General features: G+C 64.0%; 25 protein-coding genes and 2 pseudogenes. 7 read left to right on the forward strand and 20 right to left on the reverse strand.

Annotated features, from left to right (window positions below; translation table 11 throughout):
* Positions 1–189: 189 nt before the first annotated feature.
* Positions 190–1,265, reverse strand: a pseudogene (locus tag G1C96_RS09650) (LacI family DNA-binding transcriptional regulator).
* Positions 1,266–1,806: 541 nt separating this feature from the next.
* Here G1C96_RS09650 and G1C96_RS09655 point away from each other — a divergent pair.
* Positions 1,807–2,052, forward strand: a pseudogene (locus G1C96_RS09655) (4'-phosphopantetheinyl transferase superfamily protein); the annotation flags it as partial.
* A gap of 2 nt (positions 2,053–2,054) precedes the next feature.
* Here G1C96_RS09655 and nagA read toward each other — a convergent pair.
* The 3 genes from nagA to lacZ all read right to left on the reverse strand — a co-directional run bounded on the left by nagA (position 2,055) and on the right by lacZ (position 7,765).
* Positions 2,055–3,356 carry an N-acetylglucosamine-6-phosphate deacetylase gene (nagA, locus tag G1C96_RS09660; RefSeq protein ID WP_169276386.1) on the reverse strand — a complete coding sequence of 434 codons (1,302 nt, stop codon included), beginning with the start codon at positions 3,354–3,356 and terminating at the stop codon, positions 2,055–2,057.
* 349 nt (positions 3,357–3,705) lie between these two features.
* The gene (gene nagB / locus G1C96_RS09665) at positions 3,706–4,518 is read right to left on the reverse strand and encodes a glucosamine-6-phosphate deaminase (RefSeq protein ID WP_169276387.1); all 813 of its coding nucleotides are present in this window, start codon (positions 4,516–4,518) and stop codon (positions 3,706–3,708) included.
* A gap of 85 nt (positions 4,519–4,603) precedes the next feature.
* Positions 4,604–7,765, reverse strand: a complete 3,162-nt coding sequence (lacZ, locus tag G1C96_RS09670) for a beta-galactosidase, LacZ type (RefSeq protein ID WP_169276388.1) — start codon at positions 7,763–7,765, stop codon at positions 4,604–4,606.
* A 362-nt stretch (positions 7,766–8,127) separates the two neighbouring features.
* On the opposite strand from lacZ, the gene G1C96_RS09675 reads away from it, so the two are divergent.
* Positions 8,128–9,609 (forward strand): glycoside-pentoside-hexuronide (GPH):cation symporter, encoded by a 1,482-nt coding sequence (locus tag G1C96_RS09675; protein WP_169276389.1) that lies wholly within the window; start codon positions 8,128–8,130, stop codon positions 9,607–9,609.
* Positions 9,610–9,781: 172 nt separating this feature from the next.
* Here the strand turns inward: G1C96_RS09675 and G1C96_RS09680 are convergent, their stop codons facing one another.
* Entirely contained in the window at positions 9,782–14,077 is a 4,296-nt protein-coding gene (locus G1C96_RS09680; protein WP_169276390.1) for an LPXTG cell wall anchor domain-containing protein, read from the reverse strand.
* A gap of 389 nt (positions 14,078–14,466) precedes the next feature.
* On the opposite strand from G1C96_RS09680, the gene G1C96_RS09685 reads away from it, so the two are divergent.
* Together G1C96_RS09685 and G1C96_RS10480 are read left to right on the forward strand one after the other, a co-directional pair.
* Positions 14,467–15,171, forward strand: a complete 705-nt coding sequence (locus G1C96_RS09685) for an Abi family protein (RefSeq protein ID WP_169276391.1) — start codon at positions 14,467–14,469, stop codon at positions 15,169–15,171.
* Positions 15,150–15,479: an Abi family protein gene (locus tag G1C96_RS10480; protein WP_417852186.1), complete on the forward strand. Its 330-nt coding sequence runs from the start codon at positions 15,150–15,152 to the stop codon at positions 15,477–15,479. Before G1C96_RS09685 ends, G1C96_RS10480 begins: the two co-directional genes overlap by 22 nt.
* Before the next feature lie 102 nt (positions 15,480–15,581).
* Here the strand turns inward: G1C96_RS10480 and G1C96_RS09690 are convergent, their stop codons facing one another.
* The 7 genes from G1C96_RS09690 to G1C96_RS09720 form a co-directional block, all read right to left on the reverse strand.
* On the reverse strand, positions 15,582–15,950 hold the full coding sequence (locus G1C96_RS09690; protein ID WP_223847823.1) for a hypothetical protein: 369 nt from the start codon (positions 15,948–15,950) through the stop codon (positions 15,582–15,584).
* A 17-nt stretch (positions 15,951–15,967) separates the two neighbouring features.
* The gene (locus G1C96_RS09695) at positions 15,968–16,375 is read right to left on the reverse strand and encodes a hypothetical protein (protein ID WP_043164849.1); all 408 of its coding nucleotides are present in this window, start codon (positions 16,373–16,375) and stop codon (positions 15,968–15,970) included.
* A gap of 130 nt (positions 16,376–16,505) precedes the next feature.
* The gene (locus tag G1C96_RS10330) at positions 16,506–16,745 is read right to left on the reverse strand and encodes a hypothetical protein (RefSeq protein WP_033495367.1); all 240 of its coding nucleotides are present in this window, start codon (positions 16,743–16,745) and stop codon (positions 16,506–16,508) included.
* A gap of 4 nt (positions 16,746–16,749) precedes the next feature.
* Positions 16,750–17,346: a ParA family protein gene (locus G1C96_RS09705; protein WP_043164867.1), complete on the reverse strand. Its 597-nt coding sequence runs from the start codon at positions 17,344–17,346 to the stop codon at positions 16,750–16,752.
* Positions 17,347–17,389: 43 nt separating this feature from the next.
* Positions 17,390–17,917 carry a WhiB family transcriptional regulator gene (locus G1C96_RS09710; protein WP_043164869.1) on the reverse strand — a complete coding sequence of 176 codons (528 nt, stop codon included), beginning with the start codon at positions 17,915–17,917 and terminating at the stop codon, positions 17,390–17,392.
* Complete coding sequence (locus G1C96_RS09715; RefSeq protein ID WP_043164871.1) at positions 17,914–19,125, reverse strand: helix-turn-helix domain-containing protein; 1,212 nt, start codon at positions 19,123–19,125, stop codon at positions 17,914–17,916. The genes G1C96_RS09710 and G1C96_RS09715 overlap by 4 nt, the downstream gene beginning before the upstream one ends.
* Before the next feature lie 193 nt (positions 19,126–19,318).
* On the reverse strand, positions 19,319–19,492 hold the full coding sequence (locus G1C96_RS09720) for a hypothetical protein (RefSeq protein ID WP_162834849.1): 174 nt from the start codon (positions 19,490–19,492) through the stop codon (positions 19,319–19,321).
* Between the two features lie 470 nt (positions 19,493–19,962).
* Here G1C96_RS09720 and G1C96_RS09725 point away from each other — a divergent pair, with 470 nt between their 5' ends.
* Positions 19,963–20,427 (forward strand): helix-turn-helix domain-containing protein, encoded by a 465-nt coding sequence (locus tag G1C96_RS09725; RefSeq protein WP_169276392.1) that lies wholly within the window; start codon positions 19,963–19,965, stop codon positions 20,425–20,427.
* 633 nt (positions 20,428–21,060) lie between these two features.
* Here the strand turns inward: G1C96_RS09725 and G1C96_RS09730 are convergent.
* The 8 genes from G1C96_RS09730 to G1C96_RS09765 all read right to left on the reverse strand — a co-directional run bounded on the left by G1C96_RS09730 (position 21,061) and on the right by G1C96_RS09765 (position 24,600).
* The gene (locus tag G1C96_RS09730) at positions 21,061–21,420 is read right to left on the reverse strand and encodes a hypothetical protein (RefSeq protein WP_169276393.1); all 360 of its coding nucleotides are present in this window, start codon (positions 21,418–21,420) and stop codon (positions 21,061–21,063) included.
* Entirely contained in the window at positions 21,417–21,662 is a 246-nt protein-coding gene (locus G1C96_RS09735) for a hypothetical protein (RefSeq protein ID WP_169276394.1), read from the reverse strand. Before G1C96_RS09735 ends, G1C96_RS09730 begins: the two co-directional genes overlap by 4 nt.
* A complete protein-coding gene (locus G1C96_RS09740; RefSeq protein ID WP_169276395.1) occupies positions 21,659–21,820 on the reverse strand; it encodes a hypothetical protein in 162 nt (53 codons plus the stop codon). Before G1C96_RS09740 ends, G1C96_RS09735 begins: the two co-directional genes overlap by 4 nt.
* Before the next feature lie 135 nt (positions 21,821–21,955).
* The gene (locus tag G1C96_RS09745; RefSeq protein ID WP_169276396.1) at positions 21,956–22,147 is read right to left on the reverse strand and encodes a helix-turn-helix domain-containing protein; all 192 of its coding nucleotides are present in this window, start codon (positions 22,145–22,147) and stop codon (positions 21,956–21,958) included.
* A gap of 564 nt (positions 22,148–22,711) precedes the next feature.
* A complete protein-coding gene (locus G1C96_RS09750) occupies positions 22,712–22,900 on the reverse strand; it encodes a hypothetical protein (RefSeq protein ID WP_169276397.1) in 189 nt (62 codons plus the stop codon).
* Between the two features lie 179 nt (positions 22,901–23,079).
* Entirely contained in the window at positions 23,080–23,388 is a 309-nt protein-coding gene (locus G1C96_RS09755; protein ID WP_169276398.1) for a hypothetical protein, read from the reverse strand.
* A 381-nt stretch (positions 23,389–23,769) separates the two neighbouring features.
* Entirely contained in the window at positions 23,770–24,147 is a 378-nt protein-coding gene (locus tag G1C96_RS09760) for a hypothetical protein (protein WP_169276399.1), read from the reverse strand.
* A 225-nt stretch (positions 24,148–24,372) separates the two neighbouring features.
* A complete protein-coding gene (locus G1C96_RS09765; RefSeq protein ID WP_169276400.1) occupies positions 24,373–24,600 on the reverse strand; it encodes a helix-turn-helix transcriptional regulator in 228 nt (75 codons plus the stop codon).
* Between the two features lie 210 nt (positions 24,601–24,810).
* Here G1C96_RS09765 and G1C96_RS09770 point away from each other — a divergent pair, with 210 nt between their 5' ends.
* The gene (locus G1C96_RS09770; RefSeq protein WP_169276401.1) at positions 24,811–25,608 is read left to right on the forward strand and encodes a helix-turn-helix transcriptional regulator; all 798 of its coding nucleotides are present in this window, start codon (positions 24,811–24,813) and stop codon (positions 25,606–25,608) included.
* Positions 25,605–26,744, forward strand: a complete 1,140-nt coding sequence (locus G1C96_RS09775) for a tyrosine-type recombinase/integrase (RefSeq protein ID WP_169276402.1) — start codon at positions 25,605–25,607, stop codon at positions 26,742–26,744. Before G1C96_RS09770 ends, G1C96_RS09775 begins: the two co-directional genes overlap by 4 nt.
* The last annotated feature ends 89 nt before the right edge of the window (positions 26,745–26,833 follow it).

Raw genomic sequence — 26,833 nt, forward strand, 5'->3', positions numbered from 1 at the left:
CGGTCATCGGGCGTCCCCGTTCCCGGCGACAACACCCCCCGGATCATCGACGACAGGGCAGGAAAGTCATACCGGAACCGGCGACCCGGCCCCGGCCATCGGGGCCTACCAAACATGGTAATGGGCGGGCGTTGTCGATCCGCTTTGGCGCTTGCCGTTGGACCGCCGCCTCGGTGATCGGCCGCGCGCCTAGGTTCGTTGCGGCGGTCTCACCCAGGACTGTTTGATGCGCAGCTTGCAGTCCAGCTTCGCCGAATGCTCCTCAAGCGATGGCAGCGGTACGCGGTCGATCGGGTAGCCTTCCTTCGGGAACGGCGAGACCGTCATGTCCTCGATCATCGAGACCAGTTTGCCCACGGCCCAGTAGCCCATCTCGTAGTGAGGCAGCTCCACGGTGGACAGAGGCGGATCGAGCGCTTCGGCGATGACCTGATGGTTGTCCACGCCCACCACGGCGATGTCCTTGCCGATGGCCAGTCCGCGACGGATGGCCTCCGTGTAGATGCTCCAGGCGCGCGTGTCGTTGAAACAGAAGAATCCGTCCACGTCCGGGTGCCGGTCGAAGAACGCCGGTATGCGGGCCGCCTCGTCGCTGCCCGATTCCACATTGATCATGAGTTCGGGGTCGAAAGCGATGTTGCGCGAGGAGAGTGCGTCCATGTATCCCGAAATACGGCCGGGTTGGGCGATCATGTTGTGGATGGTGCCCACGTAGGCGATGCGCCTGCATCCGGCGTCGAGGAGGTGGCTGGTGGCCTTAAAGCCGATGCTGTGCTCATCGGGCACGATGCTCGGTGCCGCGTCGGTGGCGTCGGTGGCGTCGGCGACGACCACTTTGCAGTCGCTCAGGGGCTGCGGCAGCAGCGTGCGTTGGTTGAACATGCGCGCGTAGATGAAGCCGTCGGTGCCGTATTGCTTGAGCCCATGATCTCGCGGTCGGATCCGGGGCTTTTCGCGCCGCCGCTGATGCCGACGGTAATCAGCAGGTATCCGAGGGCCCGTGCGGCGTCCTGTGCGCCTTCGATCATGCGTCCGGCGAAGGGCGTGGTGGCCACTTCGTCGCTGAGGAACGCGATGATGCGGCTGCGGCTGGTGCGCAGGCTGCTGGCGAGACGGTTGGTGCGGTAGCCGAGGCTTTCGGCGATGCCTCGGATGCGCTCCGCCACTTCGGGGCTGACTCGCCCGGCGTCGCGCCCGTTGAGCACCAGCGAGACCGTGGAGATGGAGACGCCGGCACGGTTGGCGATGTGCTTCATGGTGACCATGCGTCCCTCCTTGGTTGTGTCTGGTTGTGTTGCTTGCCTGCGCGTGATGTTGCGGTGGTTGTCCGCCCGTCATTGGCATTCTTTTTAATGAAGTTAAGAAGTCAAACGTTTGACTACAAACAGTTTGGTAATCGGAGTGTCGCTCTTTTTGCAGCGTTTTCTGTTTGCTTGTTGTTGGGTCAACAATTTGACTTCCATGAGTTTGGATGCCCCCGAAACGTTCGTGGCGGGCCTGGCTCTTGTCGGTCTTATCGGCGGTCCGTGAACGTCCTCGTTCCCGGCGGCGTCCGCGGGTCATTGGCGAGAGGTCGAGAGGGTCGTATCGGAAGCCGGTGATCGGTCTTGGCTGACAGGATCCACTCAGCGTGGGAATGGGCTGGACGCTCAGGTCTTGAATCTTCGGAGGCCGGAATGCAACCGGAATACACCTGCTCGACAGGGTAATAGGCTGGCCGGTGTGCCGTTCTGTTGTGCTGCGTCTGTTGTGCTGCGTGACCGTCGGATCGAACCTGTGGGCGATGCTGCTGCGACAATGGACCGTATGCAGTCATTTGGATTGGGTCATGATGTGGTCGATGTGGCGGCATTCGCCTCTCAGCTGGTCGAGCCGGGCACGCGCATGCGTTCGTTGTTCTCGGTGCGTGAGGTGCGGCAGGCGGTCGAACGTGCGCGGGTCAAGAACGACGGCGAGGCCGTGCACTTGGCCGCGAAATGGGCCGGCAAGGAATCGTTCCTCAAGGCGTGGTGCGAGTTGCTGGGCTCTGCCGGCTACCCGTTCACGTTGGATGTTTACTTCACCTGTCGGCCGGCGCACCAGATGTGTTGGGCGGTCCAGTCGGTGGGGTCGAGGAGGTTGAGGTCGGCGGCGTATCCGGGGGCGATGAGGCCGAGCGGCGTGCCGGTGACGGGGTTGGGCCTGTCGAATCCGAAGGCGCGTGCCGGGGTAAGGGTGGCGGCCTCGACGGCGGCGACGGGGCTGAAGCCGAGTTCGTTGACCGCGCGCTGGACCGCGACCTCCAGGGTGAGCGTGGAGCCGGCGATGGCGCCGTTGGACACGAGTCGGGCGTGGCCGTCGATGACGTTCACGTCGAGTTCGCCGAGCTTGTACGCGCCGTCGGGGCAGTCGGTGGCGGCCATGGCGTCGGTGACGAACGCGATGCGGTGGGGTGCCAGGCCGAAGCCGAGCTTGACCATCGGGTTCTGGACGTGGAAGCCGTCGTTGATGAGCTCGATGGTGACGCGCGGGTCCTCCACGGCGGCCGGGATGGGGCCGGGTTCGCGGTGGTGCAGGCCGTTCATCGCGTTGAACATGTGGGTCATGATGCCGGCGCCCGCGTCGAAGCCGGCCTGGGCGGTGGCGTAGTCGGCGTCGCAGTGGCCGACCGCGGGCACCACGCCGGCGGCCGCGAACTGCTTGATGGCGCCGATGCCGTGCTCAAGCTCCGGCGCGATGGTGATCTGGCGGATGCAGCCGAGCTTGCCGGCCGCGGGGTCGGCGCCCGAGGCGTCGAGCATCTCGTCCACGAGTTCGGGCACCGGGTCCTTGAGGCAGTTCGGGTCGTGCGCGCCCTTGCGCTTCAGGGCGAGGAACGGGCCTTCGAGATGGCAGCCGAGGATGTCGGGGCGGGTGGCCATTTTCTCGCGCACGGTGCGGATGTTGCGGCAGATCACGTCCATCGGGTTGGTGATGAGCGAGAGCACCTGGCGGGTGGTGCCGTGGACCGCATGACCGGCGCGGGCCACGTCGATGCCGTCGGGGCCGTCGTCGAAGCTCTTCTCCCAGGCACCGTGGGCGTGGATGTCCACGTAGCCGGGCGTGAGGATGCGGCCGGCCGCGTCGATCACCTCGCCGGAGCGGGAGGCCGGGTCAATGCCGACCGTGCGGCAGGCGTGCTCGAACGCCTCCTCACCGGTACCGTCCGCGGCCGCGGCGCCCGTGGCCACGATCACGCCACGCGCGTCCGAGACCACCCAGTAGCCCGACTGCTCGCCGCGGGCGTCCACCTTGCGCGCCCCGCGGATCGCGACAGGCTTGGCCTCGCCTTTCAACGCCGCCGTCACGCGCGCGACGATCTCACTTCTGTCCGTCATGTTTCCTGATGCTCCTTTGCCTGAAAACCACTTGGCTCTACCCAATACACCATAATTCCTGCCCCTACACGCGCGATTCGCCCATATCGGTCTTGTCGGGGCAGAAAACACTGCCACAGCAAGGGATATTCGCCATGATTTGGCCTCCCGGGGCAGACATCTCGCCCCGCCGGCTGATTTTCAGCACAATTCGGCACACGGGGGCAACAACCGAGATCTCGCAGAACCGCGCCATTCCGCCAAATCGGCGTCACAGCGCGCATACGCCCCAAAATCGGGCTTGCCCCGGCAGCCGGTTTCATGACGAAACGAAGCCGCCGGGGCAACCAATCACACTACGATTCGCCGATCAGATGCCCTGCCAGGCCGGCTTGTGGGCGAAGGCGTAGCGGTAGTAGTCCTTGTGACGCAGGCGGCTGGCGGCCTCCTCGTCGATGATGATCGTGGCGTGCGGATGCAGCTGCAGCGCGGACGCCGGGCAGAACGCGGACACGCCACCCTCGACGGTCTCCTCGATGGCCTCGGCCTTGCCCGCGCCGAACGCGAGCAGCACGAGGTGACGGGCCTTCAACACCGTGCCGATGCCCTGCGTGATGCAGTGGGTCGGCACCTGGTTGATGTCGTCGTCGAAGAAGCGGGCGTTGTCGATGCGGGTCTGCTCGGCCAGGGTCTTCACGCGCGTGCCGGAGGCGAGCGAGGAGCCGGGCTCGTTGAAACCGATGTGGCCGTCGGTGCCGATGCCGAGGATCTGCACGTCAATGCCGCCCGCGGCCTCGATGGCCGCGTCGTAGGCGGGGCCGGCGGCGGCGATCTTGTCGCCGTCTTCGAGCGGGGCGCCGTTCAGCACGTCGCCGGGCACGTGGACCTTGGCCGGGTCGAGGCCGAGGGGCTCGACGACCGTACGGTGGATGGTGGAGTGGTAGGACTGCGGGTGGTCGAGCGGCAGGCCCAGGTACTCGTCGAGCGCGAAGCCACGCACCTTGGAGACGTCGATGTGCTCCTCGTGCACGATCTTGGCGAGGGCCTGGTAGGCAGCCAGCGGGCTGGAGCCCGTGGCGAGTCCCAGCACCGCGTCCGGCTTGGCCTTGATGAGGTCCGCCACGCAACGGCCGTAGATCTCGCCGGCCTCCTCCTCGTTCTTGACGATGATCACTTCAGCCATGATTGATTGTCTCTTTTCTGTGGGTGTGTTTTGGGGAATATGCACGGGCGGCGGCATGGTGGTGCATGCCGCCGCCCGTTGCCGGTCAGATGAGTTCGAGGTTCACGTCGAGGGTGAGCGGCCTGCCTGCGGGCAGCTGGTAGGCCGTGTGGACGGGGGCTCCCCAGGAGTCGTCTCCGCCGACGCCCATCTGCGCCGCGAGCAGACGCAGGTAGTTGTGGCGCGGGGCGGGCAGGTCCTCATGGCGGCGCGCGGCTTCGATCATGTAGGTGTTCCATGGCAGCAGGCTGGCCGTGAAGTGACGGTCGCCGCGCTGGCTGACGCGCAATCCGTGGCCTTGGATGTCGGTGGCTTCGAGCCAGCGGACGTCCTCGTGGCTTCCGGTTTCCTGCACCATGAGATACGGCGCCATGCTCGCCTCTGAGGTGGTGTCCCAGATGCCGAGCTTGCCGCCCTGCTTGCGGTCGCGGTAGGTTTCCTCGGGGCCGGGTCCGTAGTAGCGCAGCTGCGTGTATTCGCCGGGCAGTTCCCATTCGACACCGAACGCGGGCAGGCTGGCGGCGTTGGTGACACCGCCGGGGTATTCGACGGTCAATCGCATGCGCATGTCGGACGTGATGCGGTAGGCGACCGTCACGGGCGTGTGGCCCGGGTCGGCGAGCTCGTACCGGTATTCGGCCGTGAGTCCTCCGTCGTCGGATTGCGTGATGCTCGTATCGGTCACGATGGCGTAGCGGCCGGCCGCGAACCATGCTGCACGGTCGAATCCGGAACGGTTACCGCGGTCGTTGTCGGTCAGAGGGCGGAAGGTGACGAGTTCAGGGCGACGGATGACCATTTCCCGTCCGTCCCGCGTCCAGGAGACGATGCCTCCCTGGGTGCGCGACAGGAGGATTTCCTCGTCGTCGCGGCGGATGCCCGCGTTCCACCGGCCGAGCGTGACCGTCGCGCGGCCGTCGTCGTCATAATCGGTCTCGGTGATGTCCCGTTCGGGGTTGAGAGTGCCGGTAAGCTGGCCGAACGCGAGCTCGTAGCCGGCCGGCGCCCATGCAGTGGCTTCGGCGAGCAGGAGATCGACCTCGTAGGTGACCTCGCGCGTAATCCCGTCCGTGTCGATGTCGGGGAAGGCGATGTCATGGCGTTGGGTGTCTCCGGCGGCCACGTCGAACCGGTAGTCGGCGTGCCAGATCTCGCGCCCGTCTTCGAGGAGCCGTGCGGCGAACACGTAATCGTCGGTGCCGATGAACAGGTTGCGGTTCTCGATGGTCACGCCGTGTCCGTCGGGGGTGAGCTTGATCGGCGAATACAGCTGCTTGACCTCCTGCGCCTTGGGGCTGGGCGTGCGGTCGGCGAACACGATGCCGTTGCCCACGAATTCGTAGTCGGTCGGCCGGTCGCCCCATTCTCCGCCGACGCTGAGTCGTTCGCTCCCGTCGGGCAGGCGCTGGACGAGCCCCTGGTCGATGTAGTCCCAGATGAACCCGCCGGAGTAGTGCTCGTACTGTTCGAGGTCGATGAACTCGCTCAGGCCGCCGCACGAGTTGCCCATGGCGTGCATGTACTCGCAGCTGACGAACGGCTTGTTCGCCGCGCCACGCTCGTCGCCGTGTTCGAGCCAGTCGCGGATCTCGTCCGGCTTGGCGTACATACGGCTTTCGAAATCGCTGATCCCATCGTAGGCGTGGTTCCAGTTGACGCCTTCGTAGTGGACGGGACGGCCCGGGTCGAGCCGATGCGCGTGCATGCTCATGGCCTTGAGGACTTCGCCCGCGTAGGATTCGTTGCCCAGCGACCAGACGAGTACGCTGGGATGGTTGCGGTCACGCATGATCATGCTGTCCAGCCGGTCGATGCATGCGCCCAGCCAGGCCTCGTCGTCACCGGGGACGGAGGTGCCCACGGGGATGTCGCCGGGGCTGTTCCAGCTGCCGTGGGTCTCCAGGTTGGTCTCGTCGATCAGATAGATGCCGTATTCGTCGCACAGCTCGTACCAGCGTGACTGGTTCGGGTAGTGCGAGGTGCGCACCGCGTTGATGTTGTGGCGCTTCATGAAGCGGATGTCCCACAGCATGTCCTCTTCGGTGACGGCGCGGCCGCGCCGGCAGTCGAACTCGTGGCGGTCCACGCCGCGGAACACGAGGCGCTTGCCGTTGAGCTTGAGGACGCCGTCCTCGATGGCCACATGCCGGAAGCCGATGCGGGTGCGCGCGGTCTCCAGAACCGTGCCGTCCGCGTCGAGCAGGGTGACGGACAATTCGTACAGGTCCGGGCGTTCGGCGCTCCAGGGTGCGGCGTCGTCGATCTCGGCTTCGGCGTGCAGCGTTCCGGCCGCTTCCGTGGCGGTGCGCCAGACGATGGTGCCGTTCTTGTCTCGCAACGCGAGGTCGGCCGTCGCGGCGTTCGTGGCGCCGTCGATCAGCACGTCCAGCGAGAGCGATCCGATTGACGTGGCAGGCTCCCAATCGGCTTCGGCGTGGATGTCGGAGACGTGGGCGGCGGGTCTCGCGTTGAGCTCGACGGAGCGGAACAGGCCGTGCAACCGCCAGAAGTCCTGGTCCTCCAGCCAGCTCGCGCTCGAATACTCGTAGCAGGCGACCGCCAGCACGTTGCCGTCCTTCCTGACGACGTCCGTCACGTCGAACTCGCTGGGCGTGAAGGAGTCCTCGGCGTAGCCGACGAACGCACCGTTGAGCCACACGTAGATGGCGGTGGCCGCGCCCTGGAAGGTGAGCGTCACCGTGCGGCCCTCGCGGATGGCCTGGGCGACCGCGCCCTCCGCGGCGAACTTGCGTCGGTAGACCGCCACATGGCCATGCTCGGGGATGGCCGGGGCCTTCGGGTCCTCGTGGCCGTCCCACGGGTACTGCACGTTCACATACTGCGGGTCAAGAAGCCCCGCGGTCTCCAGATGCGAGGGCACCCGCACGCGGGGGAACGACGAGTCGTCGAAGCCCGGCGCGGCGAACAGCGGCGACACGTCGCTGATCCAATCCGGCCCGTCGCTCGTCCCGTCGGGGAAGCTGTTCGCCGGCGCCGTCTCGACGCGGACCCGCCATTCGCCGTCAAGGCTCTGCGTGAGATCCGTGCCCTCGCCGCCGGAGGGGGCGTACGACCAGCACGCATGGTCGGAATGGGCGTCGAGCCGGTGGACCGCGTACACGCGCGGGTCGGCGAGCCATGCCGTCGTCGGCATGGACGGGGAGACGATCGGATCGCCGTTCTTCCGCTGATCGTCGGTTGTGTTCATGATGTCCTCGCTTTCGCATCGGATTGCGTCGCGTCGTTGCCGCCGCAGTGCGGGAGCCCTCGAATGTGACTCCTTGCACAACGATGATAAAGATATTTACTAATTTACGCAACTTCTTGCGCATGCCTCGACGGTGACTGCGAAGACCTGTACAAATCCATTGATTGCAACGATAATTCGACTACTACGATGTCTTTTGCCCGCGCGTCGCGTCGAATCGACGAATGCGATTCGTTGGCATTGCTTGCGACACGCGGTAAAGCTTTTTTTCTTTTTCAAGAAAGTTCTATACTCGCGTCTTGCGGGATCGGAGCTGTTCCCGCGCACGGATTCTTTACAGGTCGCAAGGAGGCCACCACACCATGAGCGGATCCACCACACAGCGCACGGCGACGCCCGGACAGCCGCAGGCAGCGCCCGCGAGGAACATGGGCCAGAAGATCGCATACGCGTTCGGCAATCTGGGACAGGCCGCGTTCTACAACACGATGAGCACGTTCTTCATCACGTTCGTGACCACCGCGCTGTTCATCGACGTGGACAAGACGCTGGCCGCGCGCCTCATCGCGGTAATCACCGGACTCGTGGTGGTCATCCGCATCGCGGAGATCTTCCTCGACCCGCTGCTCGGCAACCTCGTGGACAACACGAACACCCGCTGGGGCCGGTTCCGCCCCTGGCAGTTCATCGGCGGCCTCGTGCCCGGCATCCTGCTGATCATGGTGTTCACCGGCCTGTTCGGCCTCGTGGACGTGAACACCGGCGTGTTCATGGTCCTGTTCGTCATCGTGTTCATCCTGCTGGACGTGATCTACTCGCTGCGCGACATCTCCTACTGGGGCATGATCCCCGCAATCTCCTCCGACTCGCACGAACGCAGCACGTACACCGCTCTCGGCGCGTTCACCGGATCCATCGGATACAACGGCGTCACCGTCATCGTCGTGCCCGTCGTCAGCTGGTTCACTTGGAAGTTCACCGGCCAATGGGAGCAGGGCCGCACCGGCTGGGCCGCGTTCGCCATCATCATCGCCGTACTCGGTTTGCTCACCGCGTGGAGCGTCGCGTTCGGCACCCGCGAGAACCAGGGCGAGCTGCGCGCCAAGGCCGAGGCCAACGGCAACCCCATCGAGGCGTTCAAGGCCATCGCACAGAACGACCAGCTCCTGTGGGTCGCCCTGAGCTACCTGCTGTACTCCGTGGCCAACGTCGCCACCACCGGCGTGCTCTTCTACCAGTTCAAATACGTGCTCGGCGCCCCGGACAGCTTCTCCATCGCCGGCGTCATTCCGGTCATCACCGGACTGGTCACCACGCCCCTCTACCCGGTGCTCAACCGGCGCATCCCGCGCCGCTGGCTGTACACCGCCGGCATGGCGTTCATGATCGCCGGCTACACGCTGTTCATCATCGCGCCCATGAACCTGCCCGTCGTCATCGTCGCGCTCGTCCTCTTCTACCTGCCCGCGCAGACCATCCAGATGACCGCCATCCTGAGCATGACCGACTCCATCGAATACGGCCAGCTCAAGACCGGCAAGCGCAACGAGGCCGTCACCCTCTCCGTGCGCCCGATGCTCGACAAGATCGCCGGCGCCCTGTCCAACGGCATCGTGGGCTTCGTGGCCGTCGCCGCCGGCATGGTCGGCAACACCACCGCCGCCGACATGACCGCCGCGAACATCCGCACGTTCAAGACCTGCGCCTACTACCTGCCGCTCGCCGGCATCGTCGCCAGCCTCGTCGTCTTCCTCCTGACCGTCAAGATCGACGAGAACATGCACGACCACATCGTCGAACAGCTCGAAGAACGACTCGCCTCCGAGAACACCGACGAACAGTAAGCAGCCAAAAGTAGCAAGGGAACGGCCCGACGCGAACGGTTTGAACCGTTGGCGTCGGGCCGTTGCCATGCCCGCCGGGGAGAGAAGAAGGAAGAGAACCGGCGGGGTTCCGGCCGGATTGCCGTCCGACCGGAAGAATCATCGCGGCGGAGAACGGTCCCCGCCGCTTCGGTCAGCCCACGGATTGCCCGCCGGGAACCGAATCCACGGTTTCGACGTCATCCGCGTCGGCATCCTCGGCATCGACGGGTTGCATCGTGCCGGAGTGGCGGCCGGCGGCGTTGTTCCCGCGCCTGAACCTGCGGGCGGCGACCAGTCCCACGCCGACGGCGAGCAGGGTGATCGCCGCCGCGATCACGCCCTGGACGGCGGCGCCGGTATGGGCGAGCCCGGTCCGGTAGCCGTTCCAGTCGTCGGTGTTGCTGACCACTTCGGTGTCGGGGCAGACGAGCCTGCCGTCGATCGTGACCGCATCATCAGGCGCGGACGTCTCGTCCTTGCCGTCGAACGGATCCGGGTCGGAGACGACGCATTCAACCAACGGCGTGCCGGTGACCGTGGCGCGGTCGGTGTGATGGCCGGTCACGCCCTTGAGGACGCCCTTGACCTCGACGCTCTCGCCGGGCTTGAGGATGCGGCTGTCCCAATCGGCGGGGTATTCGAGATCGGTCACCCGGCCGTCGCCGGCGACCAGCTGGTCCTTGAGGTTCAGGTCCTTGGTTCGGTACCATGCGCCCTGCTTGGTGTCGGGGTCGGTGGTGCTGGTGTTGGTGATGGTGAACACGATGCGCGTGTCGCCCTGCATGGCCAGCGCGTCCTTGACCTGGTCGCGGTCGCCGGCCGGCCAGCCGGAGGCCTCGTCCCATTTCTCGATCTTCAGGCTCGGGGTCATGTCGGGCGTGTGCGTCTCGACCTGGTTGGAAGGACGTTTGGTGCCGTTGATGGTTTCGTCGAACCGGTTGGCGATGTGTTCGCCGGTCTTGACGCGCTTGCACTGGATGAACGCGGTCCATGCCTGCTCGCTTTCGTCGTTGCCGCTGACGAGATCGAGCATGCGCTGGGTCGCGGTAACGGTGACCACGCCCTTGTCGTCCTGCGCGAGGGTGAACAGTTCGCCGCCGTACACACTGGCGTCGAAGCCGCTGCCGGCGATCTTCACGCCCTTGCGGGCGATCACCTTGCCCTGCTCGGTCAGGTCGCGCATGGCGTATACGGCCCATTGGCCGGTGTACTGGTCATGCTCGGTGTCGAGCGGGTCGGTGATGCTCCAGTCGGTGACCTTCTGGTAGGCGCGGTGCGCGGGCAGCACGGAGCTGTCGAGGCGATAGAGGAACAGGCTGTTGAGGTACACGCTCCGCTTGTCGATGGATTCGCCGTTCACCCTCACGACCACGTCCTTGGAGGGGTTGACGGGTTTGAGGGGGTTGGCGACCTCGTTGGTGTCCTTGCGGGTGTCGTTGACGACCTGCGTGGCCTTGTTCTTCACGATATGTCCGTCGGTGACCTTGATGACGGTCATCGGCAGGCTCACCTCGTAGCTCGTGCCCAGCATCGACTGGTCGATGGCCGGCTCCTTCAACGGGTCGTGGTCCTTCTTTTCGGCGTATTCCTTGAGGTTCTTGGGCTGGGGGTCGCCCTTGATGGTCTCGCCGGTGGCCGGCACCTTCGTGTCCGCGGTCTTGGCGTACACGTAGGCGACGCCGTCGATCGCCGCGATGTTGAACTTCGCGGTCACATCCTTGCCGGTCGCGGTGTCGGTGACCTCGATGCGCTTGTCGTCAAGGGAGAGATATTCGTCGTCCCAGTCATCGGTCATGCCGAGCCTCCAGACCTTGTAGGCCTGGTTGGTCTGCTTGGCGTCGATGGTCACGCGGTAGTAGATCCGGTCGCCCAGCAGCGCGGTCTTGCCGTCGATGCTGATGGACGGGTCGGCCTGGGTGTCTTTCTTCACCGGCGTGAAGTCGGGCGGCTCGTTCCACACCCTGTTGCTCGGGGTGACCATGTTGTTCAGTGTCAATGCCCACTGGTTGCCGATCTTGGTGTCCGTGGGCGCGTCCTTGGCGACCGTGCCCTCGAAGCGGACGATGATGCGCGGGTTCGCGCCGTTGCGCCAGTTGGTCTTCACGTATCCGTCGGAGAACACGAGGCGCACCGCGTGCTGTCCGTCGTTCCACTGGGTCTCGTACTCGGTTTTCGGGATGAACTTGCCGGTGGACAGGTCGGTGACCTCCAGGGTCTGCTTGTCCACTTCAAGATGCTCGTCGTAGGTGTCGGTGACCGCCACCTCGCTGACGGAGTACGCGAGATTGCCGGGCAGGTGGGGCTGTGTCTCCAGACGGTATTCCACGCGCTGGCCCGGGTAGACGACCCTGCCGTCCACGGACGCCTGGTCGCCTCCCTGCGAGGATTCGCCGACCACGTCCTTGACGACGGGCGGTATGTAGCCGCAGATCTTCGGTTCGTTCGTGGGGATGGTGTGCGTGTTGACGGTCTGGGATCCCTTGTTCGTCAGCGCCTTGCCATCCGGCGTGGTGCAGAACGACAGTTCGTCGCTCGACTGCTTGCCGAAGTCGTCGCGCACCTGGCCCGCGCCCTTGCCGTTGGCATAGGACGCCTTGCCGGGAATGAGCAGCGTGACCTGCTTCGCGGTCTTCAGCCCCTTCAATCCCTCGCGGTAGGCCTGGCCTGCGGTGGCGGTCACCGTGGTGCCTTCCATCGTGATCGTCCACTGGCCGGTGACGTCCCTGCCGTGGTTGGCGATGTCGGTGACGCTGGACTCGCGATCGGTGCCGGCATCGGCCTCGTACACCTTGATCTTCGACTTGTCGTCGGCGTCGAACAGGTAGTCGGCGGCCGACCAGTCGTCCGTGAGCGTCAGAGCCTCCGGGGCTTGGATGAGGTTTTTGGCGATGGTGCCGTTGACCACCGAGGCGACCCGGTCCCCGTCCAGAAGCGTCATATCGTCGGCGCCGGTCTGGTTGGTCTCCTTCGGGTCGATGACCGCCTCCCACTGGCCCTTCGCGTTCAGGCGGATCCAGCTCTTGTCGGGATTCGGCCGCCACGTATCGAACTGTTTCGTTCCGGCGTCGGCCTCGGGCTCATGGTTCCACTTGCCCCACGCATGGTCCTTGACCTGCTGGAAGTCGGAGGGCTTTGACACGGTCACGTCGAAGCTGAACTCGTAGACATGGTCCATGGACATCTCGCCCTTGTCCGCCGAACGCGCGGCCGACACCGTGTTCGACGCCTTGTCCCAAGTGATCTCGAACTCGCCGGAAACGTCGCGGTTGCCGTCGGTCCTGTCGATGAGCCTGTAGTTGTCCACGGAGTATTCGACGCCGTTGGGTTCGATCACGTCGCGGAAACGCATCTCGTAGCCGCCGCGGCCGGTGCCGTACGTGATGGTGGTGCGGTTCGTCATCCGGTCGGCGCTCACGCCGTCCTCGATCTTCTTGACCGGGGGTTCGGGCGGCACCGAGCTCACCTTCCAGGATTCGGCCGGGTCACGGTCCGCGGTGTCCACGGCCGCCTGCATGCGGCCCTGCTTGGGCACCTGGATGTCGATCCAGTACGATCCCTCGGCCCAGTATTTCATGCCGAAATCCTTCGGCGAGGCGAGATTGTCGAGCTGGGTATCCCCATTGCTGGAGAAGCTGATCGACTTGCTCACGCTCTTCGCGGGCAGATAGGGGCCGTTCTCGTAATGGATGATCGCGGTGCCGTTCAACGTCTCCTTGATCGCGGAACCGCCGTTGTCTGCATGGATGACGTCGCCGATCGGGTCGGTGGAGCCGACCTGCATGTCGGTCTTCTGCTTGTGGCTGGTGGCCACGTTCAGCTTGTAATCGACCGGCGGCTGGTTCTGCGCCAGCACGATCACGCGGAACGAGGCGTTCGGGTTGGAGTTGATCGACTCCTGCGCCAGAGAGTCAACGCTGCGCGTGCCGAGCTTGTCCTTCCATGTGGTCGAAGTCGAGTACTTCTGGCCCTGATACGTGTAGTCGCCCTTCGCCTCGGCCTTCCACTGCGCCTCCCAACGGTTCTTCGCGTTCGAGCTCACATAGCTGCCGTTGAACGAACCATCCGCCAATCGCACATAGCCCACAGCCACCAGACGGCAATCCGCGTTCCCGTCACCCGTATAGGAGCGTTGGCACTCATCGATCGCGTCGCTCAAAGTCTTGTTCATGTTCACGAACTGGTTCTGCCCGTTTGCCAGATCGGACGACAGACGCACCTTCGCGTCACTCAACGCCGTCTTCATGCCATCCAGCGTGGCCGGCCACGAATCCTTGTAGATCCAATGCACATCGGCCGTCTGCGTCGGACCGCCGCCCGAACCGCCACCGTCCTCGCCGGAACCGCCGCCACCGTTATCGGCCAACGCGACCGGAACCAGGCAGGCCAGCAACGCCGCGGCGGCGGTGATCGACGCCACCACGCCGGCGCCCTTCTTCCCGAACCTCATACGAAATCCTTTCCCACATACGACAGAAGCGCCCCTCTCCGGGAAAGGGAGGAGACGGGGACTCCAGAACCCGCCTCCTCCCGGGTCCCTGGAAGAAAAGCACGCCCGCAAGCCCGACGGCCGGCCGCCGGACCCCGAACGCACCATCAGCATCGCCCCGCATCGAGCGACGCTGCGGCGGACATGTGACGAAGATTGGCAACCCGTTCACGGATGAAACATGACGCGAATACTACATTTAGTGCATCGCTCTGCTTTGGATACTAGATGTACGGAGTGTTCTGTATCTTTACGAAAGGCGATATATTCGCTACAATTAGCGATGTTAAAAGCCACCATTGCCTCTCACTGAAGCACACTAGGGTGGCATTTTTCTTATCGGAGGAACGATGGACGAGAATGATACTCCACAGCTCCGCCCCTATCCGCAGCATCCGCCGAAATCATTGGATGATTTATCGGCCAAGCTCATTGACAACGGTTTGTCCGGAATAAGTCGCGAGCTCCTTGAGCGTCGAATCGAGCAAGTGGGATACTTTCGGCTGAAAGGATACTGGTATCCGTTCCTCACCCCGGTATCGGAGCAGTCGGCGAAGCGCTCATTGCCCTTCCGTCAAGATGTGCAATTCAAGGATATCTGGGATAGGTATCTGTTCGATCAGGAACTGCGGATGCTGGTATTCGACGGCATCGTCACCATCGAGATTTATCTCAAGAGCTTCCTCGCCCATGAGCTATCGGTATTCGGCGGCGAATTCGGCTACATGACACGGGAAGGACTCCCGGGGTTGAGCTATGACGACCATCTGGCTTGCCTTTCCTCGTTGCGTTCGACATTCACCAAATCAAATCTTCCGTACCTCAGGCATTTCCGGAGTACCTACAGTGATCCGCTGCCTCCGTACTGGATGATCGTCGGATGCCTGAGCTACGGAACACTCAAGGAGAACTTCTACCAAGGTGCGCCAGACCATATCAAGAGAAAGCTGGCCACCAGGCTGCATATCTTCAACCCAACCCGAATCCCGCCGTACGCGGCGACGCCAAAATCCTCTCCAATTGGCTTGAGACTATCCGGCAGGCCCGGAACATGACCGCGCATCATGATCGCTTCTGGAACGAAACCAGCACCCGCATAGCGCCGAAACTGCCGAAGCATCGCAGCGGATCCCATGCAAAGGGTTGGTGGGGTAACGATTGGGATATCTTCCGTAAGTCCTCCGGCCCTGCTGCATTCCTCACCATGGAGAACTACCTGACATCCCAGATCGACGGACCCGCGTGGACGGAGAAATTCATCTCCCTTATGGATAGGCACCCTCAGATTCCGAAGTCTGATATGGGATTCCCTGACGGATGGCGGGTGTCGCCGCTGTGGCGAGTCAATGGCTCAGCTCATTGACGGGGCATCCTAATTGCATAAATGGGGAAACGCGCGCCTTTCAGGGACGTGGATCCAAGGAATTACCCGTCCCTGAAATGATAAGCGACAGAAACATCGTCTTTATTTGACGATGCGAGTAATTACATAGGCCATAAGACCTGCGATGACGGTGACGGCGGCAAGGAGCGCCAGTCTGGTTTCGCGGCGTTCCTTGGCCGCCATGTCGGCTTGCCGGTTGGCCAGGGCTTCGGCTTCGGCGGCGACGCCGCTGGCGGCGATGGCCGCGATGTGCGCGCTCATCTGGTCTTCGAGCGTGGAATCCTCGCTCGTGCCGTCGAAGGGCTCCTCGTTTTCGTTGTGGTTGTCGTTCATGGTTCTGCTCCGTTCCTGATTGTTGGATTGTTTGCTTTCCTGATTGTTGGTTTGCTTGATTGCTTGCATGTCAGCTTGCCTGCATGCAATCAAGTTTGATTGTTTGATTGTCTGCATGCGGGCTTGTTTGCTTGTCAGCTTTCGTTTTGCCCGGCGAGGATGGACATGCGGGCGGCGATGAGCGCGTGGCGCGCGATCTCCAGGTAGAGCTGGTGGCCCTCACCGTCGCCCCAGAACCGGTCGAACTGTTCGGTCGGCATCATGCTGGCGGGGTCGAACCCGTTCCACACGCCGCCGCAGAACACCTTCGCCGCCGCGTTCACCTCCTCGTCGGACGGCATGCCCGGATGTCCCTCCGCGGCGTCCGCGGCCGCGCGCATCTGCGCGCCGAACACGCGGGCCTGCAATGGCGAGAGCGTGTACGCCAGTCCCGCCGTGGAGCCCGCGGGGAATCCCGTGTTCACGCCGAGGGTGATGACGTGCGCCTCCTCGCCGATGCTGATCCGGTCGCCGAGCACGGAGACCTCCATCGAATAGTCCATAGTGTCTCCTTTCCGCAGACGCGCCGGCTTGCCGGATCGCGTCTGCATGTTTGACTGCCTGAATGTTTGGCTGTCGGCTTGTTTGCTTGCTGGATTGTCGGATTGCCTGATTGTTTGATTGTCTGACGGGTTACGGCTCGTCGTCGCCGTCGAGCCGGTCGAGCTCGCGTTCGATGGCGTCGCGCAGGAGCTGCTGCATGGGCAGGTCGTGCGCGGCGGCCGTGGTCTTGAGCCGGGTCTTGAGCGATACGGGTATGCGCAATGAGAGCATGACCAACGGTTCGCCCGTGGCCTTGGATGTCTTGTTCTGCTGGCGCAGCACGTCGTCGAACGGCACAGGTCGTGCCAGTGGCTGGTAGTTGCCCTGCATGGTCTCACTCCTGCTTTCCGGCGATTTGCTGAAGTTCGGTGACGAGGTCGCGGTATTCGCCCAGCTGGTGCGGGTTGGTGCCGAGCGAACGCTTGTAGGACTGGGCCTTCGGCACGATCGTGTCGAACCGGGGAGTGTCCATGGCGTTGAGGGCGTCCATGGTGTCGCGGAACGCCTTCGTGTTGTGTTCGGCCTTGACCAGCAGCAGCGCGGCGGGCGTGCTCATCCTGGCCATGTCGAGGGTGCTCCATGCCTGCTGGAGGTCCATGGGCGAGTCCGATGCCGGCACGATCACGAAGTCGGCCGCCTTGATGGCCATGTCCAGGGTCGGCCCCTGCGGCGGCGCGTCGATGATCGCCCATTCGTCCGGGTCGGCTCCCGCGGCGAGCTGGCGGAGCGTGGCCTGGTTGGCGGGCAGCACGTCGAACGTCAGCGGGTCCGCGGTCTGTTCCGCGGCAGCGGCCCACAGGCTCGCGCTGGACTGTGGGTCGGCGTCGTACACGACGGCCCTGCCGCCTCTGGAAACGATGACCGAGGCGATGTAGATGCTGGACGTGGTCTTCGCGACCCCGCCCTTGGCGTTGGCTATGGCGATGCGCATTCGTTCTTCTCCTTTGCGACTGTCGGCGATCATGCGAACCTGGTCAGTCGGTCGCTTGATTGTTTGCTTGCTGGATTGCTTGGATTCCTGCTTGCTTGATTGTTTGATTGTCTGACGGCTCATGTGGGGCGGGGCGATCGGCCGTCCTGCCCCGTGCGCGCAGGCGTCGTTGTTGGCGTTCGGCGCTGGCCTCGTCGGTGGCTTCGTCGAACACGTTCCGGTGGGCGCGTATCCAGTCCGTGAGCAGCCGCCAGCGTTGCGGCCACGGCAGGCCGCGGTCCCGGCAGGGGACGCCGTCGGCTTCGGCCATGCGCGCGATCCTGCGCCGGTCGGTGCACACCTTGCCGCCGTACACGCCCCATTCGAGTCCGCCGCTGGCCGCGTAGGCCAGGCATTCGGCGCGTACCGGGCATCGTTCGCACACGGCCTTGGCGACCGAGTGGAACGCCTTCGCGTCGCCGGGACGGTGCTCGAACTCCAGCGACCACAGGTAGTCGGACCATGGTTGCGGGAAGTCGCGGCATTCGCCGGCCTTCTTCCACGCCTCAAGACGCTGCCCGTCCCCGCTCATGGCCGCACCGCCTCCGCCGGCGCGCCTGTCTTCGTCTTGCGCCGTCCGGCGACGTCGTGGGTGGCGTGGTTGCGTTTGTCGTACGCGCATACCGGGCACGTCTCTTGCGAGATGACGCCTTCGATGTGTTCCTGGCACAGCGAGGTGCGCAGCAGCGCAGCCCCGTAGATCGGCACACGGCTCGCGGACGACGAGCTGACCGGTATCGCCCGGTTGGGATCCTTGACGACCGGCAGCGGGGCGTCTGGCGCCCGCTTGCCCGTCGGATCGGGATGGGTGAGCATTTCCAGCCGCAGCTGCACGTAGTTCGCGGCGAACCTGGCGCCGCTGGTGAGCCGGGGCAGCCAGTAGCGGTTGCGGTACGCCCAGTCCATCGTCGCGACGATCTCGCCGTACGGCCTGTCGATCAGCAGCGAGTGGACGGCCTTGCGGTCGGCCATGGTCGCCGGAACATCGAACCTCTGGTCCACGGCGAGCATGCGCCGGCGGATGCCGTCGAGCACGCGCACCTCTTGGCCTGCGCGTTCCGTGACCGGCTCAGGCAGCTTGCCGGGTTCGGGCACCCATAGCGGGTTCCTGCAACCCCTTGGAGGCAGGGCCCTGCCCCAATCGGTCGTTGGAACGGGTTCGGGCTTCGGGTCGGCGACCGGCTTCGTGGAGGCTTGTTCGGCGTTGAGGGGAGCATCCCCGAAGGGGATGAGGGGAGAATTGTTTATCACTTGTCTATTGGGTGACTTTCTGTCCAAGATTCCGGGACAATTTGTCCTCGGCTCCACGTCCTTCGGCTCGGGTGACAATCCGTCGGGTGACAAATTGTCCTTCATCGGATCCGGCTTGCCGTCGCCTTCCGCCAGCGCGTCCAGGTTCCGGGGCTTCTCCTCGATGTTCTCGGCAGGATGGTCGCCGTCCATGACGACGTCCCACACGCGCGAGCGGTGCCCCTTGGCGATCGGCTTGCGGGTGCGCGGGTTACGCGCCGACATCTCCTGGTCGCCGGGCCTGATGTAGCCCTTGCGCTCCAGCTCCTGCAACGAACGGATCACGGTGCGCTCACAGCACCCGCAATTGAACGCGATGGTCTCCACGCTCGGCCACGCGGCGGCGCCATCGTCGTAATAGGCGCGGCGGGCCAGATACACCAGCACGAACTTGGTGATGCCCTTGACGTCGTCGCGCTCCCATGCCCAGTTCTCGGCTCTGCTGCTCATCGCTCGACCTTCCCGCCGTCATGCGCCGGGTCCGCTTCGCGGCGTTCGCGCAGTCTCGCGCCGATGTCGTCGCCCAGACGGGCGGCGCGGCACAACGCATACGAGAGAACGCCGCCGGACATGCACACGGCGGCAACGACCAACCACCACATGGTTCGGCCGGTATCGGGGAAACGGTCCGCGGACGCGCGCCTCAGCGGCGCGAGCCCCGGGACGGGTGGGCGAGCATGGACAGCACATGAGCCTTCGCGATGCGCAGATCGACGTTGCCGCCACCCCGCGTCGTCCGCCGCACGGCGTCGCGCTGGCGATTAGGCTCGAAGACAGATGCCCGGCGAATGCCGGCAGTATTGGTAGAATCGGTCATGGCGATGACCCTCCTTCGGGGAATCGGAACGACGGGCGTCTGATCTTGGCGGATATGCGCGCCCGCGGCTCCATGGTTGTTGCCGTTCAATCCCCGCGCCGGGTTCCAGCCGGTCCGGGGATTCTCGTTTCGGGTTTCCACCCGCCATCCGTGAGATAGGCGTCGATGCCGAGCACATACCCAGGGGACAGGTTTCGGTGAATGGCCAGCCAGATCAGGTCGGACTGCTGCCACGGTATCGAGCCGTTGACCTTTCCCGCGACCGAGGATTTGGACGTACCCATCTCCCTCGCGAGGTCTCGGCAGCTCAGACCCGCCGCCGTCATATAACGACGCATCGGAGAATCCATTATTTTTGCCGTCAGTCCATTCACAATAGACAATATAGCAAGAAACTTGCACAGCGGCAAATCATTGTTGTAGGATTATGTCCATCGATATTGGACAACTCTAATCTGAAAGGACTTGATATGGCAAAAATCGAACCGTCGACCGAATCCAATGGACTCGGCGACTACCTGCAGAGGGTATTCATCTGGAACGTCAACATGCAGCTGACCGGCCGCGGGATGACCCAGCAGTCACTTTGCGCGGCACTGGGGCTGAAGAGGGGCGCCGTGTCCGCGAAGATGACCGGCAAGACTTCCTGGACCATCCAGGACATCGCCGCAGTGGCGGAATTCTTCAACGTCCCCCCGCTCTCCCTGCTGGATGCGTCGATGTACGAGCAGATGATGCGCGGAATGAGCAGTGACGGAGGTGCATCTTTGGTGGCAGTGGCCACCGCCGGGTTTCCTGTGCGAGCAACTGAAGGCCAAGCTGGCGGCCTGAAACCGTTGGAAACAAAAGGCTCCGGGCCACGATACCTCGTGGAACCCGGAGCCGGTGAGTACCCCCAGAGAGAGTCGAAATCTAGACCGCGCCCGTTGCCCTGACTAGAAACGTTGAAATTTCAACGATTCCGGTAATCATGTATATCACATAAACCCCGCTCAATCATGCAGTCGAGGGCCAAAAATGGGCCAAAAACCGGGGGCGCTCGCCGACGCTGACAGACGGCGAGCGCTCGCGGACGCTCGGCCCGCAGCTCGGCAGACGCTCGGCTTGCCACTCGGCGGGCGGCGGGGAATTTCGTTACGCGCGGTGAAAACGGGGATTTCCGCGTACGCATGATCGGGCGTGCCATCCGGCGGTTCCGCGCCGGCGGTCGGGAGAGTGGTCCCCCACCCCTAGGGGCGGTGAAATCCTCGCGTCGGCGGCGCTCGGCGCACTGTTCGCATGGCCGTGTTCCTCTCTCTGACCGATCTTCGCGAAAATCGGCGGCAGCATGGCAAAACGGCGTGATTCCAACGGTTCGAGGCGTGTTCAGTGATTAATGCATAGGTGATCAAAGAAACAGGGAAAAATGGCCGCCCAATGCATGGTTTCGGCCGTGTTCCGGCGTTCTTGGCCGTTCCCGTGATTGCTGCACGGGCGATTGAAGAGCATGGCACCTCGGATACGGCGAAGCGCCCGCGTCCCGCGTGCGGTGCGGGGCGTGGGCGCTTCGGTCGCCGGTGTGCTCGGCGTCAGTGGCCGGCCATCATCGCGGCGAGCTGCCGGGCGTTGTCGGTGACCCATTGCGTCACCGTGGCGCAGTCGTCCAGCCATGTTTGCAGGGCGTCGGTCTTGCTTGCGAGGTCGGCCAATTCGTCGGGCGTCATGTCGTAGGCGAGTTCGCAGGACTCGGGGCTTACCGAGTTGCTTACCTCGCCGTCGCCGAACACGTCGAGCGCGAAACCGAGGTTGAACGCGGGCATTTCGGAATCGAACACGGTCATCACCCGGCCGTCCGACCCGCCGTCGCGCTGCACATCGAACCTGAAGCCGGGCGTGTGGCGCATGAAGAGCTTGGGGAACGGGGATATGGCGAGCGTCGGGGCGTTCATGCCTTCACCGTCCTTCGGTAGGATGCGTAGGCGCGTCCGTCGGGCAGCAGGCGCGTGGTCGAGTAGTCGATCATGGCATCGTTCACGCTCGCCTCGAGGTCCTCGCCGGCGGTTTGGCAGTCGGGGCATAGGACGCCGGTCATGCGGCCGTCGCGAAACACGGCGTTCCACAGGTCCGCGTCCTTGGCGGTGTCGCGGTAGCGGCGATGGCAGCGGGAGCAACGGTAGGTCTTGGCACTCATCGACGGTCCCCTTCCTTGCGGTGGTCCCGGTTCGCGCACGTCACGACGGCGAGCGCGGCGAAGATGAACAGTGCGGCGGTGATCGGTTGGGTTTCGACGTATATCCATGCGCCGAGCGCGAGGGCGAGGCCCGTCGCGTAGAGTCCCGTGTGTTCCATGGTGGTGTGTTTCCTTCCCGCCGGAAGGACGCCCACGGTATGATCGTGGGTGCTTCCGGCCAATGCTTGTAGGTATCCGCTTGTGTTGTCTAGGAGCGTTCGGCCCGTTGGTGCTGCAACACCTTCGGGCCTTTGCTATTCCCCGATGCGGCGCAGGTCGTCGCAGTCGAGCGCGTCGGCTAGGGCTATGGCCCGTTCCAGCGGCATGTTCTTCCAGTCCTTCGCGCCTCGCTCGTAGGCGCTGATTACCTGTTGCGGAACGCCGCTGACTTCGGCCAGCTTGGCTTGGGTCCATCCCTTCGCCTCGCGAAGTTCCTTGAGGGTCAATGTGGCTGCATCACCTTCCTTTCGTGTGGAGATACCCCCATTTTACATAGTTTCCTATGTATAGTCAAGTAGTTAAGTATGTAGACGGCCGGGGAAACGAACGCCCGGCGGGCAGCTCGGCGCAAATGTTTGAAACCCGCGCGCTCTTTTTTCGCCTCACCGGCGGTCAGCGAACCACCTTCCGGGGGTCACCCCCCACCCCTCTCGCAGACCACGACACGGACCGCGCGGAAAACCAAGGAACACTAGGCGCGGAGCGCTCGCAGACGTCCCAGTCGTCCGCGTTCCGCCGCGCCTTCGCGTCGCCTCGCGTCACGCCTCGCCGCAACCGCGAACGTTACCGAACGTTACCGTTAACGGTCCGGTTAACGCCCGATTCAACGTCACCCGGCCCCGTTTCCCGCCACATTCCCGCCATTCGCGCCATTTGCGCCGCCCTTTTGCGCCACCCTTCGGGAAAACGCCGGGGAGAGAACGGCAACATGCCCCGAGGTGGCCGGACGGGGCGGGGGAAGGGGCATCTCCCCCACCCTTCGGTCCCGCTCGGCTCATAGCTCGGCACCGCTACAGGCCGAGCGTGGCGAACGGCAGCGACGTCAACGGCGGTTGCGGCTCGCGGTCGAGCAGGGCGCGCGCGTGGGCATCCGTCCCGTCGCTCTTCAATCGGTTGCAGCGTCGGTGTACGAGACGGCAGTTCGCGAAGCTCAGCGGGTCGCGACGCCAACCGTTGCGTTGCCTCGGATTGCCCGTCATGTCCGACCCATTCCTTCCGGTCGCGCCGGCACGCCGGCGTTCTTTGGCATCGGCCGGCGTGCCGGCCCGTGGTTTCCTCGCGCGATGGGGTACCCGGTCTCGGGGAGAGCGGGACACGGGTACGCGGACGGTGACCCATGTCAGCGAGCGCTCGGGGATTTTACCCACCCTAGGCCGTTTCATCGGCCTTGTGGCGTGCATACGCGGCGGCCTGCATCCCTTTCCTTGCCTGAGTGCTTTTCGGGCGTCTGCGGGGCGTCTGCGAGGTTTGCGGCCAGTCGCATGAGGCTTGCGCCGAGTATGGCCGCGTCGGCGGGGTCGGTCGGAACGTTGATGCGCAATTTGTGGGTGCGTCCGGCTTGCAGCGCGTTGGCGATGGCGCGCAGGCAGTCGATTGCGATGTCGTTGGCGTCGGCTCGGTGTCTGTTGACGTCGGGACGTATCTCCATGTCGAGCGCTCGGCGGATGCGTGTGGTCGGTCCGGTCATTGTCGTGTTCCTTCGTGGTGGCTGCCGGGCTTGGCGCTCGTGGCGTCTTTCTTGCGGGCGGGGCGGCGTGTGTCGTTTCTTCCCATTGCCTTCGCACAGGTGTTCGACGTATCGGTGCGGTTGGCGCAAGGGCGTACGAAACGTACACCCTTGTATTCTTCTTGTTCCTCTCTTGTATTCACTTGTTCCTTACTTGTATTAGGGGTGTACGTTTCATTCACCCTTTACGGCACGAAACGTTCACCCTTTATGACAAGAAACGTTCACCCTTTACGGCACGAAACGTGCGCGAAAGGGTGAACGTTTCCGGTATGGCTCCGAGTCTCGCGCGCTCGCCGAACGCGCGAGGGCGTACGAAACGTACACCCTTTGCAATGGACGTCACATGTTCGCGTCGCCGCCCATCGTGTCGAACATCTCGGCGACGTGAAGCCTGTAGGACTGCGAGCGCCCGCGGTGCGCCGTTTCCCCGATGGTCACGAGGCCCCGTTTCCGCAGCTCGGCGAGCTGCCGTTGATAGCTGCGCTCGTTGATTCCGAGTTCGTAGAGCGTCTTTTCTCGGGACATGGTGAATAGCTGGGCGGGACGTCCGTCGCGCGTCTGCCGGTATCGCCGTTCGTCGCCGACGCCGGAGCCGCCGTTGTCCAGTGCCTTGAATGCCATGTATTGCAGCACGAGGCGGGCGGTGGCGGACAAGCCGAGTCGGTCGCGCCCGCCCAGCCACATGGCCCGTTTCCACAATTCGCTTCCCAACGGCATCACCGCGTTCCGTTCACGTCGGTGCCGCACTGCGGAACGTCTGCGAGCGCGGCCGCTGATATCGTCCGCGCGCCGCGCGGCAGGCCGGTCGGGCATGGCGGTCCGGGGAATGCCGTCCGAGGCGCGCAGCGGGCCGTGTGGCCGGCCTTGGGTGGTGGTATGGTCGGGATTGTCACCGAAGCCTCGCCTTGTGCGGGGCTTTGCCTTTTGTTCCCGGTTTTCATGTCATGCCGCCGTGCGTACGGTGTTGGCCTCAATCCATGCGTTCACCACGCCCGCATCGTAGACCACGCATCGGCGGCTGAGGCGGATGAATGCGGGGCCGCGGCCGCTGTATCGCATGTTGTTCAGGTATTTCACGCTGACGCCGAGCCTAGCGGCGGTCTGTGCGTTGGTGAGCATTCCGGGCGCGCCGGCGCTCGCGGGCGTCTTGTTTGGGTTAGTGTGTCCCATGAGACCTTCTTTCGTGATGGGAAGGCGCGGCGTGTGCCGCGTTCGGTCTTATTGGGGCTTCGTCCGGCCGCTATCCGGCGAGGCCCCTTTTTTCGTCCCGTCTGACACCGGGACGGATATCACATTAGACCATGTTTGACACGTTGCCTTATTTCAGCCTACAATCGGCGTGTTGTTAGCACAATTAACACATGAGGCTTCGGTGACACGATGATTCAGACACAGACGACGGACGCACCCGCGTCCACGTTCGGGCAGCGGTTGCAGCGCTGCCGCAAGGCGCAGCGGATAGGCGCGGAAAAGCTCGCGGACATGGTGAACGCCGAGTATGGCGAGGGCACCACCACGCGCGGCAAGATCACGTTGATAGAGACGGGCCGCAAGGTCGAGGGCGTCACGCTCGCCGAGACGTTGCGCTACGCCCACGTGCTCGGCGTCAGTCCGCTGTGTCTCATCATCGACCTAGAGCAACCCTTCTTGCCGGCGGACTTCCCCGGTTTCGAGGGACTGCGCAACTATCAGGCATTGCGCCGCTTCAACGGATACATGGGATTCCACATGACAGTTCCCGATTGCATGGAAAAGGCGGCCCGCATCTGCTGCCTATTGGAGGCGGCAAGGGATGAACGCGCAAGGGCGCTTATGAAGCTCGCGACGCTTCGGCATGTCGAAATGCAGCAAGACAACGCAACGAGGCGCGGCGTCCCCGAAGACCTGAACCTTCCGCCTGCCTTCGGTCTCCCACTTTCCGCGAAAGAGCTTGACGATTGCGTGTGGGGGCTTCGTACGGCTTGGCGAGGCTTTACCGAGCACCGAAGCGAGCTTTTGGAGCAAGGCGTGATCATTCCCGACGCCGGCACCGACGCGCTCGGCGCCATCGCCGCGGAATTCGCAGAAGCCAACGTGACCCGGCTTGATTCAATCATCCAGTCGTACCTAGAGGACCCGCCGAAATGGTCCGAAGACGCATCGTCTCGGGACATGCCGTCATGGGGAGACCTGCTATGAGCGCCGCGGCCGAACCTCAGACTCGCGGCGTATTCAGGTACCCGTGCAAGAAATTCCCCAAGGGCGTGGCCTACGGATTCCGCTACAAGGGCGTCCGCCGGCGCGGTTTCGAGCGACGCACGGACGCCGAACGCGAGCGCAGCCGCGTCATTGCCGACATGAGCGCCGGCCGGTACATCGACCCGCAGCGCGGCAAGGCCACCGTGGGCGAACTCGGCCGCGCATGGCTGGAAACGAAACACGGCGTGATCAAGCAAGCCTCGTACGACAAGTACGAGGACCTGTGGCGCTGCCACGTCGAGCCGCGGTGGGGCGGCGTGCCGGTATCGGGCGTGTGCCACGGCGACGTGCAACGCTGGATAGGCGACATATCGGCCCGATACAGCGGCAAACAGACGCAAAGCATCCTCAGCGTGCTCAGCATGGTCATGAAAGCCGCCGTGAAGGACAAGAGGATTGCCGAAAACCCCTGCGAGGACATCGAACTACCCCGCGTGAAGGTCAGCAAGCCACGCCGATACCTGACCATGCGGCAGCTCTTGGCATTGGGAGAGGCGGCGAGCGATCGCAGACGTTTCGACTACGGGACGATGGTGCTGTTCATGGGGACCACGGGCATGAGATTCGGCGAAACCACCGCGCTTCGCGTGCGTCACCTTGACTTGGACAAGGGCACGGCGCTCGTGTGCGAAAACTCGGTGTGGTCGGGCAGCGGATGGCATCTGAACACGGCGAAGAACGGCGAGGACCGCATGGTGGTGTTCCCCAAGGGCCTGTTGCGCGAGCGCCTGAGCAAGGCAGTCGCGTTCAAGGACCCGGACGCGCTCGTATTCGAGCGTCCCGGCTCGCTCAACGACGGCCGGCACCTTGCCGAGACGGATTACATGCGCCCGCCGGACAGTCGGGACGGATGGTTTGCCACGGCCGTGCGCGCGGCGGGTTTGCCGCACATGACGCTGCACGACCTTCGACACACGGCCGTGAGCCTCGCGGTCCACGCGAAGGTACCGCCAAAGGTCGTACAGGCCATCGCCGGGCACAAAACGTTCAGCATGACGATGGACTACTACGCCGACCTGTTCACGGATGACCTTTTCGGGCTCTTCGCATTTTGGTGTGTATGGGTGGTGGTTTAGAGGTGGGTCTGGATGGCTTGTCCGAATCCGCCTGTGTGGAGCAGGCTTCTGGTGATGTAGTTGTCGAGATTGCGGAAGCCGAGGGCGAT

Source organism: Bifidobacterium moraviense (assembly GCF_012932365.1).
Classification (GTDB): domain Bacteria; phylum Actinomycetota; class Actinomycetes; order Actinomycetales; family Bifidobacteriaceae; genus Bifidobacterium; species Bifidobacterium moraviense.

Bases quoted from the DNA above. Each gene is read 5' to 3' on its own strand.
- nagA (WP_169276386.1), bottom strand. From the start codon at position 3,356: ATGACGGACAGAAGTGAGATCGTCGCGCGCGTGACGGCGGCGTTGAAA.
- nagB (WP_169276387.1), bottom strand. From the start codon at position 4,518: ATGGCTGAAGTGATCATCGTCAAGAACGAGGAGGAGGCCGGCGAGATC.
- lacZ (WP_169276388.1), bottom strand. From the start codon at position 7,765: ATGAACACAACCGACGATCAGCGGAAGAACGGCGATCCGATCGTCTCC.
- G1C96_RS09675 (WP_169276389.1), top strand. From the start codon at position 8,128: ATGAGCGGATCCACCACACAGCGCACGGCGACGCCCGGACAGCCGCAG.
- G1C96_RS09680 (WP_169276390.1), bottom strand. From the start codon at position 14,077: ATGAGGTTCGGGAAGAAGGGCGCCGGCGTGGTGGCGTCGATCACCGCC.
- G1C96_RS09685 (WP_169276391.1), top strand. From the start codon at position 14,467: ATGGACGAGAATGATACTCCACAGCTCCGCCCCTATCCGCAGCATCCG.
- G1C96_RS09690 (WP_223847823.1), bottom strand. From the start codon at position 15,950: ATGCAGACAATCAAACAATCAAACTTGATTGCATGCAGGCAAGCTGAC.
- G1C96_RS09695 (WP_043164849.1), bottom strand. From the start codon at position 16,375: ATGGACTATTCGATGGAGGTCTCCGTGCTCGGCGACCGGATCAGCATC.
- G1C96_RS10330 (WP_033495367.1), bottom strand. From the start codon at position 16,745: ATGCAGGGCAACTACCAGCCACTGGCACGACCTGTGCCGTTCGACGAC.
- G1C96_RS09705 (WP_043164867.1), bottom strand. From the start codon at position 17,346: ATGCGCATCGCCATAGCCAACGCCAAGGGCGGGGTCGCGAAGACCACG.
- G1C96_RS09710 (WP_043164869.1), bottom strand. From the start codon at position 17,917: ATGAGCGGGGACGGGCAGCGTCTTGAGGCGTGGAAGAAGGCCGGCGAA.
- G1C96_RS09715 (WP_043164871.1), bottom strand. From the start codon at position 19,125: ATGAGCAGCAGAGCCGAGAACTGGGCATGGGAGCGCGACGACGTCAAG.
- G1C96_RS09720 (WP_162834849.1), bottom strand. From the start codon at position 19,492: ATGACCGATTCTACCAATACTGCCGGCATTCGCCGGGCATCTGTCTTC.
- G1C96_RS09725 (WP_169276392.1), top strand. From the start codon at position 19,963: ATGGCAAAAATCGAACCGTCGACCGAATCCAATGGACTCGGCGACTAC.
- G1C96_RS09730 (WP_169276393.1), bottom strand. From the start codon at position 21,420: ATGAACGCCCCGACGCTCGCCATATCCCCGTTCCCCAAGCTCTTCATG.
- G1C96_RS09735 (WP_169276394.1), bottom strand. From the start codon at position 21,662: ATGAGTGCCAAGACCTACCGTTGCTCCCGCTGCCATCGCCGCTACCGC.
- G1C96_RS09740 (WP_169276395.1), bottom strand. From the start codon at position 21,820: ATGGAACACACGGGACTCTACGCGACGGGCCTCGCCCTCGCGCTCGGC.
- G1C96_RS09750 (WP_169276397.1), bottom strand. From the start codon at position 22,900: ATGACGGGCAATCCGAGGCAACGCAACGGTTGGCGTCGCGACCCGCTG.
- G1C96_RS09755 (WP_169276398.1), bottom strand. From the start codon at position 23,388: ATGACCGGACCGACCACACGCATCCGCCGAGCGCTCGACATGGAGATA.
- G1C96_RS09760 (WP_169276399.1), bottom strand. From the start codon at position 24,147: ATGCCGTTGGGAAGCGAATTGTGGAAACGGGCCATGTGGCTGGGCGGG.
- G1C96_RS09765 (WP_169276400.1), bottom strand. From the start codon at position 24,600: ATGGGACACACTAACCCAAACAAGACGCCCGCGAGCGCCGGCGCGCCC.
- G1C96_RS09770 (WP_169276401.1), top strand. From the start codon at position 24,811: ATGATTCAGACACAGACGACGGACGCACCCGCGTCCACGTTCGGGCAG.
- G1C96_RS09775 (WP_169276402.1), top strand. From the start codon at position 25,605: ATGAGCGCCGCGGCCGAACCTCAGACTCGCGGCGTATTCAGGTACCCG.